Origin of the sequence: Micromonospora sp. NPDC005205 (assembly GCF_040608275.1) — a bacterium.
In the GTDB taxonomy this organism is placed as follows: domain Bacteria; phylum Actinomycetota; class Actinomycetes; order Mycobacteriales; family Micromonosporaceae; genus Micromonospora.
Genome location: NZ_JBEXHV010000003.1, coordinates 336,347 through 349,193 on the forward strand (window position 1 = coordinate 336,347; position 12,847 = coordinate 349,193).

11 protein-coding genes are annotated in these 12,847 nt (G+C 70.6%); 1 reads left to right on the forward strand and 10 read right to left on the reverse strand.

Annotated features, from left to right (window positions below):
- Positions 1-28: 28 nt before the first annotated feature.
- The 3 genes from ABZU43_RS08965 to lysS form a co-directional block, all read right to left on the reverse strand.
- Positions 29-2,572, reverse strand: coding sequence for an ATP-dependent Clp protease ATP-binding subunit (locus ABZU43_RS08965; protein ID WP_355005940.1), 2,544 nt, complete (start codon positions 2,570-2,572; stop codon positions 29-31).
- A 513-nt stretch (positions 2,573-3,085) separates the two neighbouring features.
- Complete coding sequence (locus ABZU43_RS08970; protein WP_036392792.1) at positions 3,086-3,430, reverse strand: Lsr2 family protein; 345 nt, start codon at positions 3,428-3,430, stop codon at positions 3,086-3,088.
- A gap of 112 nt (positions 3,431-3,542) precedes the next feature.
- Positions 3,543-5,051 (reverse strand): lysine--tRNA ligase, encoded by a 1,509-nt coding sequence (lysS, locus tag ABZU43_RS08975; RefSeq protein WP_355005941.1) that lies wholly within the window; start codon positions 5,049-5,051, stop codon positions 3,543-3,545.
- A gap of 88 nt (positions 5,052-5,139) precedes the next feature.
- On the opposite strand from lysS, the gene ABZU43_RS08980 reads away from it, so the two are divergent.
- Entirely contained in the window at positions 5,140-5,880 is a 741-nt protein-coding gene (locus ABZU43_RS08980; RefSeq protein WP_355005942.1) for a class I SAM-dependent methyltransferase, read from the forward strand.
- A gap of 35 nt (positions 5,881-5,915) precedes the next feature.
- On the opposite strand, the gene ABZU43_RS08985 is transcribed toward ABZU43_RS08980, so the two are convergent.
- The 7 genes from ABZU43_RS08985 to ABZU43_RS09015 all read right to left on the reverse strand — a co-directional run bounded on the left by ABZU43_RS08985 (position 5,916) and on the right by ABZU43_RS09015 (position 12,844).
- The gene (locus tag ABZU43_RS08985) at positions 5,916-6,674 is read right to left on the reverse strand and encodes a type III pantothenate kinase (RefSeq protein ID WP_355005943.1); all 759 of its coding nucleotides are present in this window, start codon (positions 6,672-6,674) and stop codon (positions 5,916-5,918) included.
- A gap of 17 nt (positions 6,675-6,691) precedes the next feature.
- Positions 6,692-7,588 carry a carboxylating nicotinate-nucleotide diphosphorylase gene (nadC, locus tag ABZU43_RS08990; protein WP_355005944.1) on the reverse strand — a complete coding sequence of 299 codons (897 nt, stop codon included), beginning with the start codon at positions 7,586-7,588 and terminating at the stop codon, positions 6,692-6,694.
- Between the two features lie 40 nt (positions 7,589-7,628).
- Positions 7,629-9,338, reverse strand: a complete 1,710-nt coding sequence (locus ABZU43_RS08995; protein WP_355005945.1) for an L-aspartate oxidase — start codon at positions 9,336-9,338, stop codon at positions 7,629-7,631.
- Between the two features lie 108 nt (positions 9,339-9,446).
- Positions 9,447-10,343, reverse strand: a complete 897-nt coding sequence (locus tag ABZU43_RS09000; protein WP_355005946.1) for a septum formation family protein — start codon at positions 10,341-10,343, stop codon at positions 9,447-9,449.
- A gap of 96 nt (positions 10,344-10,439) precedes the next feature.
- Positions 10,440-10,868, reverse strand: coding sequence for an aspartate 1-decarboxylase (gene panD / locus ABZU43_RS09005; protein ID WP_355005947.1), 429 nt, complete (start codon positions 10,866-10,868; stop codon positions 10,440-10,442).
- Between the two features lie 47 nt (positions 10,869-10,915).
- On the reverse strand, positions 10,916-11,764 hold the full coding sequence (gene panC, locus ABZU43_RS09010; protein WP_355005948.1) for a pantoate--beta-alanine ligase: 849 nt from the start codon (positions 11,762-11,764) through the stop codon (positions 10,916-10,918).
- Between the two features lie 114 nt (positions 11,765-11,878).
- Complete coding sequence (locus tag ABZU43_RS09015) at positions 11,879-12,844, reverse strand: Rossmann-like and DUF2520 domain-containing protein (protein ID WP_355005949.1); 966 nt, start codon at positions 12,842-12,844, stop codon at positions 11,879-11,881.
- Between the last annotated feature and the right edge of the window lie 3 nt (positions 12,845-12,847).

A 12,847-nucleotide genomic window follows, 5' to 3' on the forward strand; every position in this document is an offset into this window, starting at 1 on the left:
ACCGGGGCCCCGCCCCTTGCTGGTTGTGTTACTCGTCCACGCCCGCGGCGGCGGTGCCAGCGGCAGTGCCACCGAGGTCGGCCGGGACGGCGTCCGGAACTTCGATCGGCTTTTCCGAGCCCCGGAAAACGAGCTTGGACTTGTCGATGTCGTCCGGGTCGCCCTCGCAGTCCACCACAATGATCTGACCCGGGATCAGCTCGTTGAACAGGATCCGCTCGGAGAGGTTGTCCTCGATGTCGCGCTGGATCGTGCGACGAAGCGGACGGGCACCGAGCACCGGGTCGAAGCCCTTCGCGGCCAGGTACTTCTTGGCGTTGTCGGTCAGCTCCAGACCCATGTCCTTGTTCCGCAGCTGGCCCTCGATCCGCTGGATCATGATGTCCACGATCGAGAGGATCTCGCTCTGGCGCAGCTGGTGGAAGACGATGGTGTCGTCGATCCGGTTGAGGAACTCAGGCCGGAAGTGCTGCTTGAGCTCGTCGTTGACCTTCTGCTTCATCCGGTCGTAGGTGGACTCGGAGTCCTCCGACTGCTGGAAGCCCAGCGACACCGCCTTGGCGACGTCACGGGTGCCCAGGTTGGTGGTCAATATGATGACCGTGTTCTTGAAGTCCACGATCCGACCCTGACCGTCGGTGAGCCGACCGTCTTCGAGGATCTGCAGGAGCGTGTTGAACACGTCCGGGTGGGCCTTCTCGATCTCGTCGAAGAGGACCACCGAGAACGGCCGACGCCGCACCTTCTCGGTCAGCTGCCCGCCCTCGTCGTAGCCGACGTAGCCGGGAGGGGCACCCACGAGCCGGGAGACCGTGTAACGGTCGTGGAACTCGGACATGTCCAGCTGGATGAGGGCGTCCTCGCTGCCGAAGAGGAACTCGGCGAGCGCCTTGGACAGCTCGGTCTTACCGACACCGGACGGGCCGGCGAAGATGAACGAGCCCGACGGGCGCTTCGGGTCCTTCAGGCCGGCCCGGGTACGCCGGATCGCCTTCGAGACCGCCTTGACCGCGTCCTCCTGGCCGATGACGCGCTTGTGCAGCTCGTCCTCCATGCGCAGCAGGCGCGAGGTCTCCTCCTCGGTCAGCTTGTAGACCGGGATGCCGGTCCAGTTGCCGAGAACCTCGGCGATCTGCTCGTCGTCGACCTCGCTGACGACGTCCAGGTCACCGGCCTTCCACTCCTTCTCCCGCTGAGCCTTCTGGCCGAGGAGCTGCTTCTCCTTGTCGCGCAGCTGGGCGGCGCGCTCGAAGTCCTGCGCGTCGATCGCGGACTCCTTGTCGCGACGCACCTGGGCGATGCGCTCGTCGAAGTCACGCAGGTCTGGCGGCGCGGTCATCCGACGGATCCGCATCCGGGCACCGGCCTCGTCGATCAGGTCGATCGCCTTGTCCGGGAGGAAGCGGTCGGAGATGTACCTGTCGGCCAGAGTCGCGGCAGCCACGAGGGCGGCGTCCGTGATCGAGACACGGTGGTGAGCCTCGTAGCGGTCCCGCAGGCCCTTGAGGATCTCGATGGTGTGGGCCAGCGACGGCTCACCCACCTGAATCGGCTGGAAGCGGCGCTCGAGAGCGGCGTCCTTCTCCAGGTGCTTGCGGTACTCGTCGAGCGTGGTGGCACCGATGGTCTGCAGCTCACCACGGGCCAGCATCGGCTTGAGGATGCTCGCGGCGTCGATCGCGCCCTCGGCGGCACCCGCACCCACCAGGGTGTGGATCTCGTCGATGAACAGGATGATGTCACCGCGGGTGCGGATCTCCTTGAGCACCTTCTTGAGGCGCTCCTCGAAGTCCCCGCGGTAGCGGGAACCGGCGACGAGCGCGCCCAGGTCGAGCGTGTAGAGCTGCTTGTCCTTGAGGGTCTCGGGCACCTCGCCCTTGATGATCTTCTGGGACAGGCCCTCCACCACGGCGGTCTTACCGACGCCGGGCTCACCGATCAGGACCGGGTTGTTCTTGGTACGGCGGGAGAGCACCTGCATGACCCGCTCGATTTCCTTCTCGCGCCCGATGACCGGGTCGAGCTTGCCCTCGCGGGCGGCCTGGGTCAGGTTACGGCCGAACTGGTCCAGCACCAGGCTGGTCGACGGCGCGGCCTCACCCGGCGCGGCGCCCGCCGCGGCAGGCTCCTTGCCCTGGTAGCCGGAGAGCAGCTGGATCACCTGCTGGCGGACCCGGTTGAGGTCGGCGCCGAGCTTGACCAGCACCTGGGCGGCGACGCCCTCGCCCTCACGGATCAGCCCGAGCAGGATGTGCTCGGTGCCGATGTAGTTGTGGCCGAGCTGCAGCGCCTCGCGCAGCGACAGCTCCAGCACCTTCTTGGCCCGCGGCGTGAACGGGATGTGCCCGCTCGGCGCCTGCTGGCCCTGGCCGATGATCTCCTCGACCTGCTGGCGGACGCCCTCCAGGGAGATGCCGAGGCTCTCCAGGGCCTTTGCCGCGACGCCTTCACCTTCGTGGATCAGGCCCAGCAGGATGTGTTCCGTACCGATGTAGTTGTGGTTGAGCATCCGGGCCTCTTCTTGGGCCAGGACGACAACCCGTCGCGCTCGGTCGGTGAACCGCTCGAACATGCCCTCGTGCTCCTCACGTGCCGTGCGCCTTGATGGTCAAGATCTTGGCGGGGCCGGTGCACGAACGTCCAGGACGGGCGTCCGTGCCTCCTTACTCTATCGTCGCTGACCGACTCCGCTGAGGTCGTGTGTCTCTGCTCTGGGTCGGTTCCACGTCGTTTTGAACAACCGTCCGCGCTCAGGAGGTGTTCCGGTAGCCCTGTCGCTACGCGCAGAGCGAAATCCGACTGACTCGACGGAAGCCCGATCCGGGGTCCCGAAGCGCTCCGGGAGGCCCCGGAGGGCGGACCAGCGGTCGCGACGAGCGCCGCGCCGGCCCTTCGGGAAGGTTATCCACAGGCTGTGGACAGCTGTTCCACTGGTTGTGGACAACGCCGGTGGGCCCGGAATGCTTCCCGGCCCCGAACGGGCACGACGACGCCGTCCGGATACGGCGACGCCGGCCCGGAGGACTCCTCCGGCCCGGCGTCGGTGTCGCCTGCGGTGGCGGCTCGCCACCAAGCTGCTGACTGATCAGCGCTTCGCGTGGAACTCGTCCACGATCTCCTGCGGGATACGACCCCGGTCCGAGATGTCCTTGCCGGCCTTCTTGGCCCACTCCCGGATCGCCTTGTTCTGTTCCCGATCGGCGGTCGCGCCACCCCGACCGCGGGCAGCCCGCCCACCGATCACGACACCGCCGCGGCCGACCTTGGTGCCGGCACCCACGTACGACGCAAATGCATCGCGCAATTTCGCGGCGTTGGCGCTCGACAGGTCGATCTCGTACTGAACGCCGTCGAGGGCGAACTTGACGGTCTCGTCCGCGTCCCCGCCGTCCAGGTCATCGACCAGCTTGTGAATGATCTGCTTGGCCACGTCCCACATTCCTTTCGAGCAGGGTGCTCCTGCTAACGAGAGCACAATAACCCCCGCGCTGCTCGTCGCGTCAATAGGCTCCGGTTACGGCTCGGCGTACGAGCGGACGGGACTACTCCTGGCGGACCAACGGGAAGAGGATCGTTTCCCGAATTCCGAGGCCGGTCAGGGCCATCAAGAGGCGGTCGATTCCCATTCCCATACCGCCGGCCGGCGGCATTCCGTACTCCATCGCCCGAAGAAAGTCCTCGTCGAGACGCATCGCCTCGTCGTCGCCGCGAGCCGCGAGCTGCGCCTGGGCCACCAGCCGCTCCCGCTGCACGATCGGGTCGACCAGCTCGGAGTACCCGGTGCCCAGCTCGAAACCGAGCACGTAGAGGTCCCACTTCTCGGCCAGACCCGGCTCGCTGCGGTGGCCTCGGGTGAGCGGGCTGGTCTCCTCCGGGTAGTCCCGCACGAAGGTGGGTGCCTCAAGGCTGGGAACGACCAGTTCCTCGAACAGTTCCTCGGCCAGCTTGCCCGGCCCCCACTTCGGGTCGACCGCCAATCCCACCTTGTCCGCGTACTCCACCAGACGGGTCCGGTCGGTGCGGACCGTGACCTCCTCGCCGAGCGCTTCGGAAAGCACGCCGAAGAGTGTCACCGACCGCCACTCACCACCCAGGTCGAACTCCCGCCCGTCGGCGTGGGTCACCACCGTCGAACCACTCACCGCGATCGCCGCCTGTTGCACGAGATTACGGGTCAGCTCGCCGATCGTGTCGTAGTCGCCGTACGCCTGGTACGTCTCCAGCATCGCGAACTCCGGCGAGTGCGAAGAGTCGACACCCTCATTACGGAAGTTGCGGTTGATCTCGAAGACGCGGTCGACGCCGCCGACCACAGCGCGCTTGAGAAACAGTTCGGGAGCGATTCGCAGATACAGATCGGTGTTCAACGCATTGCTGTGGGTCACGAACGGTCGGGCCGTCGCACCGCCATGCAGCAGTTGCAACATCGGCGTTTCCACCTCGATGAAGCCCTGCCCGTGCAGTGAATCGCGCAGACTGCGCACCGCGGCTGCCCGGGTACGCACCATCTGCCGCGCCTGCGGCCGGACAATCAGGTCGACATAACGCTGCCGGACGCGTGCCTCCTCGGAGAGGGGCTTGTGGGCAACCGGCAACGGTCGCAACGCCTTGGCGGTCATTTCCCATTGCTGGGCCAACACCGACAGCTCACCCCGACGGCTGGTGATCACCTCGCCGGTGACGCCGACGTGGTCGCCGAGGTCGACGAGGCGCTTCCACGCCTCCAGCCGCTCCGGCCCGACCCGGTCCAGTGAGAGCATCGCCTGCAACTCGGTGCCGTCGCCGTCCCGGAGGGTGGCGAAGCAGAGCTTGCCCGTGTTGCGTACGAAGATCACCCGGCCGGTGACAGCGACCTGGTCGCCGGTCGCGGTGTCGGTGGGCAGGTCGGCGTAGGCCGCCCGGACCTGCGCCAGGGTCGTCGTGCGGGGGAAGCCGACCGGGTAGGGCTCGACGCCCTCGGCGAGCATCCGGTCCCGCTTCTCCCGGCGGACCTTCATCTGCTCGGGAAGGTCGTCGGCGGGGTCCACTGGCACGGGGTTCTGCTCGGTCACGGCACGCTTCCTCGTCACGGAGATACAGGGGGTCAGGGCCGAGCGTACTCAAGCGTGCCGGAGGGCGTTACGGGATAACCTGCCCGTCATGGTCGATCACACTCACGCCCTGTCGTTCGGTGTCGCTGCGAGTGATTACGACCGGTTTCGGCCACGCTATCCCGAGGCTGCGGTCAGCTGGGCACTCGACGGGCTGAGCGAAGCCCGGGTGGTCGATCTCGCGGCGGGCACCGGCATCCTGACCCGCGCTGTGCTGGCCCTGGGTCACGAGGTCGTACCGGTCGAGCCCGATCCGGGGATGCGGGCGCAGCTCGCGGCCAGCACCCCGGGCACGACGGCGCTGGCGGGCAGCGCCGAGGCCATGCCGCTGCCCGACACGACGGTGGACGCGGTGCTGGTGGGGACGGCGTACCACTGGTTCGACCGGGGGCCCGCGCACGCCGAGATCGCCCGGGTGCTCCGCCCCGGCGGCACCTTCGCCCCCATCTGGAACATCCGGGACGGCAGCGTCGACTGGGTGGCCGAGCTGGGTCGCATCGCCCACTTCGGGGACAAGTCGACCAGCCAGGTCTTCGGCGAGGGCGCCGACTTCGGCCCCGCGTTCGACGCCGTCGAGAAGCGCGAGTTCACCCACCGCACCACGCTCACGCCGGACGAGCTGCTGGGCATGGTCCGCACCCGCTCGTACTGGCTCACCGCCTCCACCGACGTTCAGCGGCGGGTCGAGCGGGAGCTGACCGACCTCCTGAACACGCACCCCGCCCTGGCTGGCCGGGACACCATCGAACTGCCGTACCGGACGCTGGTGCTGCGCGCCCGGCGGCTCTGACGCCCGCACGGAGGCCGGCCCGACGGCGGCCGGGGTCAGGTGTTGCGGTCGTAGACCATCCGCAGACCGATCAGGGTGATCATCGGCTCGTGGTGGGTGATGCTGCGACACTCGTTGATCACCAGAGAGGCGAGGCCGCCGGTGGCGATCACCGCCCGCACCTCGCCCAACTCCTCGGTCATCCGCTCGACGATCCGGTCCACCTGCCCGGCGAAGCCGAAGTACAGGCCGGCCTGGAGGCACTCCACGGTGTTCTTGCCGATCACCGAGCGGGGCTTGGTGGCCTCGACCTTGCGCAGTTGCGCGGCCCGGGCGGCCAGCGCGTCGAAGGAGATCTCGATGCCCGGGGCGAACGCGCCGCCGAGGAACTCACCACGCTCACTGATCACGTCGAAGTTGGTGGTGGTGCCGAAGTCCACAACGATCGACGGACCGCCGTAGAGGGTGTACGCCGCCAAGGTGTTCACCACCCGGTCGGAGCCCACCTCCTTGGGGTTGTCGATCGCCAACTGCACGCCGGTCCGCACGCCCGGCTCGACGACGACGCTCGGCACCTCCGCGTAGTAGCGGCTGAGCATGGTGCGCAACGACCGCAGCGCGGCCGGCACCGTCGAGCAGGCGGCCACACCGGTGATCTCGACGTTGTCCCCGGCGAGCAGACCCCGGAACATCAGGCCCAGCTCGTCCGCCGTCGAGCGGGCATCGGTCTTGATCCGCCAGGAGTGCACCAGCTTGTCGCCGTCGAAGGTCGCCAGCACGGTGTTGGTGTTTCCGATGTCGATGCAGAGCAGCACGCACGCAGCCTAGACAACTACTCGCTGCGCAGGTCCAGCGCGATGTCCAGGATCGGCGACGAGTGCGTCAGCGCGCCCACCGAGAGGAAGTCCACGCCGGTGGCCGCGTACCGGCCGGCCACCTCCAGGGTCAGCCCGCCGGTCGCCTCCAACTCGGCCCGGTCACCCACCGCGGCCACCGCCCCGGCCAGCACCTCCGGCGTCATGTTGTCGCAGAGCAGGAAGTCCGCGCCGGCCTCCACCGCCTCCACCGCCTCGTCGACTGTGGTCACCTCGACCTGCACCGGCACCTCCGGGAAAGCCTCCCGGACCCGCCGGAAGGCAGCGGTGATGCCCCCGGCCGCCAGCTTGTGGTTGTCCTTGATCATGGCCACGTCGTAGAGGCCCATCCGTTTGTTGGTGCCGCCGCCGGCCCGCACCGCGTACTTCTCCAGCGCCCGCAGGCCCGGCGTCGTCTTGCGGGTGTCCAGCACCATCGCCTTCGAGCCGGCCAGCGCGTCCGCCCAGGCGCGGGTGTGGGTGGCCACCCCGGACATCCGGCAGAGCAGGTTGAGCGCCGTCCGCTCGGCCGTCAGCAGCAGCCGGGTCGGGCCGGTCACCGTCGCCAGCACGTCGCCGCGGGCCACCCGCTCGCCGTCGCGGGCCAGCACCGACACCTCGACGGTACGACCGAAGCCAGTCACCTCGCCCACCAGCTCGAACACGGCAGCGGCCACCGCCATCCCGGCCAACACCCCGTCCGCGCGGGCCACCAGGTCGGCGGTGTCGGTCTGATCCGCCGGAATGGTGGCCACGCTTGTGACGTCCAGGAAATCCGGGCCCAGATCCTCCACCAGCGCGCCCTCGATCACCTGCCGTACGTGCGCCGGATCCAACCCCGCCGCCCGCAACGCCGTCTCCGTCGACTCGATCAATGCCATCTCCGTTCGCGACTGTGGGGCTCGCAAAACCGGCTCACTCCTCGCGCTCACTGTGCTTCCCCTCCCACTGTTGCGTCACCCGGCCCTGCGCCCCGACCGCACCGACCAGATGGCCCAGCCACCGTTCGTCGGCCGTCGGGAAGTCCTCCCGCCAGTGGCAGCCCCGGGTCTCACCACGGGCGTACGCGGCGGCAACCAGCGTCGACGCCACGGTGAGCAGGTTCGTCGCCTCCCAGTCGGCGGTCCGCGGCCGGCCCCGGGCCACGCCCAGGTCGGTCAACGTGCCGGCCGTCCCGGCCAACGTCGCCGCGGATCGGAGCACCCCCGCCCCCCGGGTCATCGCCCGTTGCAGGGTCGGCGTCACCTCCGCGGGCAGCACCCAACCTGTCCCGCCACGCCACGCGCCGGTCTCCGCCGGCTGGGCCTGCTCGGGCAGGCCGGCGGCGATGTCCTCGGCGATCCGCCGGGAGAAGACCAGACCCTCCAGCAGCGAGTTGCTGGCCAGCCGGTTCGCGCCGTGCACACCCGTGCAGGCCACCTCGCCGCAGGCGTACAGGCCCGGAATGGAGGTACGGCCGCGCAGGTCGGTCCGGACCCCGCCGGAGGCGTAGTGGGCGGCCGGCGCCACCGGGATCAGATCGGTCGCCGGGTCCACGCCGATCGCCAGGCAGGACGCCACGATGGTGGGGAACCGACCGGCCAGGAAATCGCCGCCCAGGTGCCGTGCGTCGAGGAAGACGTGGTCCGCACCGGTGGCCAGCAGCACCCGGTGGATGCCCTTGGCCACCACGTCCCGGGGTGCCAGCTCAGCCAACTCGTGCTGGCCCACCATGAACCTCTTGCCGTCCGCGTCGACCAGGTACGCGCCCTCGCCACGCAACGCCTCCGAGACCAGCGGCTGCTGCGCGTGCCCCGCCCCGGGCACCCCCGCGCCGGACGGGGTGATCAGGGCAGTCGGGTGGAACTGGACGAACTCCACGTCGGTCACGGCCGCGCCGGCCCGCAGCGCCAGCGCCACCCCGTCCCCGGTGGAGACCGCCGGGTTGGTGGTGGCCGAGAAGATCTGCCCCATGCCACCGGTGGCGAGCACCACTGCACGGGCCAGCAGCGCGCCGACGCCGTCCTCGCTGCCCTCACCCAGCACGTGCAGGGTGATCCCGCAGGCCGGGCCGAGCCCGTCCGGGCCGTCGCCGGGCGCGCGCAGGAGATCCAGCACGAGGGCGTGCTCGAACAGCCGGATCCACGGATCGCGCTGCACCGCGGCGTGCAGGGCCCGCTGCACCTCCGCGCCGGTGGCGTCGCCGCCGGCGTGCACGATCCGGTCCGCCCGGTGCCCGCCCTCGCGGGTCAGCATCAGCGAGCCGTCCGGGTGCCGATCGAACTCGGCGCCGATCCGGATCAACTCACGGAGGCGGGTCGGGCCCTCCTCGACCAGCACCCGGACCGCCGCCGGGTCACACAGCCCGACCCCGGCGACCTCGGTGTCCCGGGCATGCGCCGCCGCGGTGTCGGCCGGGTCGAGCACGGCGGCGATGCCACCCTGCGCCCACCGGGTCGAGCCGTCGTCAATGTTGACCTTGGTGACCACCGTGACGTGCAGACCGGCCTCACGCAGGTGCAGCGCCGCGGTCAACCCGGCCACGCCGGAACCCACCACGATCACGTCGGTGGTCTCCACCCACCCGGGCGCGGGCGCGGCCAGCAGCGCGGGCAGGGCAGGCAGGTCGACGGTCGGAAGGTCCATCCCCCCAGTCAACCCGAACCATCCTCGCCCGGGGCGGCGGGGGCGGGACGAGTGTTTTGGGCGACCCCGTCCGCCCCGCGCCGCGCCGCGCCGACCGTCAGGCCGTGGTCACTTAGTCCGGACCGGCAGACCAGCCGGGCCCGCGCCCTTCAGCGAAGCGGTCACCGTACGGTCGCTGAGCCACAGATAGCAGCGGACGCCCCGATCACCGACCTTCCAACGCCCCGCCCCCGGCGGACGGACCACCACACCGCTGCGGAAGCGCAACGTGGCGTCGTCAGGTACGCCCGCGTACCGGGCCAGGACGCTACGACAACCCGTGTAGAGCGGCAGCCAGTCGGCGTCCCGGGTCGGGTACGCCAGGTCCGGCGCGCGCCACACCCCGACGAACTCGGCGTCGTGCTGTCTGCCGCACTCCACCGGCGTCAGCGTCTGCACACCCCGGCCGGCGCCACCGCGGGTCTGCTGGCAGCCGAGGCGCAGCCCGGCGGGCCCCTTCAACGCGTCCCGCAGACTGCCCGACCGGACCACCACTGTCGCCGCCGCCTCGACGGTGGTCAGCTCGGTGAGGTCGCAGCGGAACCACCGGGAACCCGCGGCCCACCCCGCCCCGTTGGGCAGCGCCACTGACAGCCGCAGCCGGCCGGACCGCCATTCGTCACCCACGTAGCGGGTCGCACGGGTGTCGCACTCGGCGAACGCACCCCGCAGCTCGGCCGAACCACCCGCCGGAGCGGCCGCCCGCTCGGCCGGGAAAGCCCCGACGTGCACCGTCTCCAAACGGTGCGGCCCGGCGCAGTCCACCGGCTCATAACTGGCCAGGCTGACCAGATCGGTGAAGTCGGCGGCGTGACACACACCGGCTGCCGGAGTGAACGCCGACGGTGCCGGTAACGCCGCCCAGTCGTCGGTCAGATCACCGTCCAGGCCGCCGGACCCGGCGCAGCCCACCAGCAGCACTGCCGTCACGGCAGCGGCGAACACTGTCGTCATGGCACGGCTCATCGCGGCCTCCCCCAGCCACCGACCGGCTTCCGCCAGCGTGCCCAGGGTAACCGGAAATGACCTTCCGGTAACAGACCGGAATCACGGGACGGGGGATCAGACTCCGGACACGGCCAACGGGCTGGGCACCGGGCTACCGGCCGTGCCAGGCGCCGCCGCAGCCGGATCGGTACCCAACTCGATCACCCGGTTGTCGGCGTCGACGTGCACGACCCGTGGCCGGTACGTCCGGGCCTCGGCATCGTCCATCTGCCCGTACGAGATCAGGATGACCAGGTCACCGGGGTGCACCAGGTGCGCGGCGGCGCCGTTGATGCCGATCACGCCGCTGCCCCGCTCGCCCGGGATCACGTACGTCTCCAGCCGGGCGCCGTTGGTGATGTCCACGATCGCCACCTGCTCGCCGGGGAGCAGGTCGGCGGCGTCGAGCAGATCCTCGTCCACGGTCACCGAACCGACGTAGTGCAGGTCGGCCTGGGTCACCGTGGCTCGGTGGATCTTCGACTTGAGCATGGTCCGCAACATCTTCAGTGGCCTTTCGCGGGTATTCGGGGGCGGGTGGTACGGCCGGGTCAGGGGCGCGGGGCGAGGTGGATCGCCGCGTTGTCGATCAACCGGGTGCCGCCCACCCAGGCGGCGATCACCAGCCGAGCCGGCCCAGCCACCGGCCCCGGTTCCAACTCGGGATCGGTGAGCACCAGGTAGTCGAGGCGGGCACCGGGCGTACCGGCGCCGAACGCGGCGTGCGCGGCGGTCAGCACCGCAGCCGCGTCCAAGCCGTCGTCGGCGGCCTGCGCGCCGGCCCGCAGCGCGGCGGACAGACTCAGCGCGGCGGCCCGCTCCGGCTCACTCAGGTAACGGTTGCGACTGGAGAGGGCCAGCCCATCCGGCTCCCGAACGGTCGGTACGCCGACCACCTCGACCGGCACGTCCAGGTCGCGGGCCATCCGCCGGACCAGGGTGAGCTGCTGATAGTCCTTCTCGCCGAAGAACGCCAGGTCCGGCCGGGTGAGCTGGAGCAGCTTCAGCACCACAGTGAGCACCCCGTGAAAGAAGCCGGGGCGGCTCGCCCCCTCCAGCTCGCCGCCGAGCTGGCCTGGATCGAGGCGTACGCGGGGCTGACCGTCCGGGTACATGTCCGCCACCGACGGGGCGAAGACCAGATCCGCGCCCGCCCGCCGGCACACCTCCAGATCGGCCTCAAGGGTGCGCGGGTAGCGGTCGAAGTCCTCGTTCGGCCCGAACTGCAACGGGTTCACGAAGACCGTAACCAGCACGTGGTCGGCCTGTTCCCGGGCCGCGCGCAGCAACGTCTCGTGGCCGGAGTGCAGCGCACCCATGGTCATCACCACCCCGACAGTGCCCTTCAGCCCGGCCCGGGCCTCGGCCAACTCGGCGCGCGTGTGCACCACCCGGGTCACAGCGCCGCCTCGGTTCGCGACTGCGGGGCTCGCACGATCGGCTCACTCCTCGCGCTCACAGCGACACCTCGGTTCGCGACTGCGGGGCTCGCACGATCGGCTCACTCCTCGCGCTCACGCGGCCACCTCCCGACCGCTGTCGGCCAGCACGCCGAGCAGCGACTGTGCGTCCACCGGCCGCAACCGGCCGGCGGCGATAGCCCGGTCGGCGGTCCGACGGGCCAACGCCAGGTACGCGGGGACGGATTCCGGTGCGGTGGCCGCCAACCGGGCCAGGTGCCGCTGCACGGTGCCCGCGTCGCCACGGGAGACCGGACCGGTCAACGCGTCGTCACCGAGCCGCAGCGCGTTCTCCAGGGCGGCCCGCAGCAGCGGGGCGAGCACCTTCTCCGGCCGGGACACCCCGGCGTCCCGCAACCGGTCGGCCGCCTCGTTGACAAGGGTCACCAGGTGGTTCGCGCCGTGGGCCAGCGCGGCGTGGTAGAGCGGGCGGTCCGACTCGGCCACCCACTCGGGCACGCCGCCGAGGTCGGCGACCAGTCGGGCAGCCAGCGGGCGCAGCTCCGCCGGGGCGGTCACCCCGTACGAGATACCGTCCAGACGGGCCAGGTCGTCCGGCGTACCGGTGAAGGTCATCGCGGGGTGCAGGGCGAGTGGCCGGGCGCCGGCCGCGACGGCCGGCCCGAGCACGGCCAGGCCGTGAGCCCCCGAGGTGTGCGCGACGACCTGACCCGGGTGCAGAGCGCCCCGCTCGGCGAGGTCGGTCACCACACCGGCCAGCCTGTCGTCCGGCACCGCGATCAGCAGCAGGTCGGCGGCGGCGTGGGCCACGGCGGTGACCGGGCGGCGGGGCACCTCGGGCAACAGCAGGGCGAGGCGGGCGCGGCTGGCTCCGGAGCTGCCGGAGACGGCGACCACCCGGTGCCCGGCGGCGGCGAGCGCAGCGCCCAGCACGGCGCCGACCCGACCGGCGCCAATGACACCGACGGTGAGCAGACGGGAGGTGCGGGGAGTGGCGGAGGCACCGAGAGCGGCGGGCCCCTGCGGGGCGGCCGAACGCGGGCGCATCGGTGCGCTCATGTC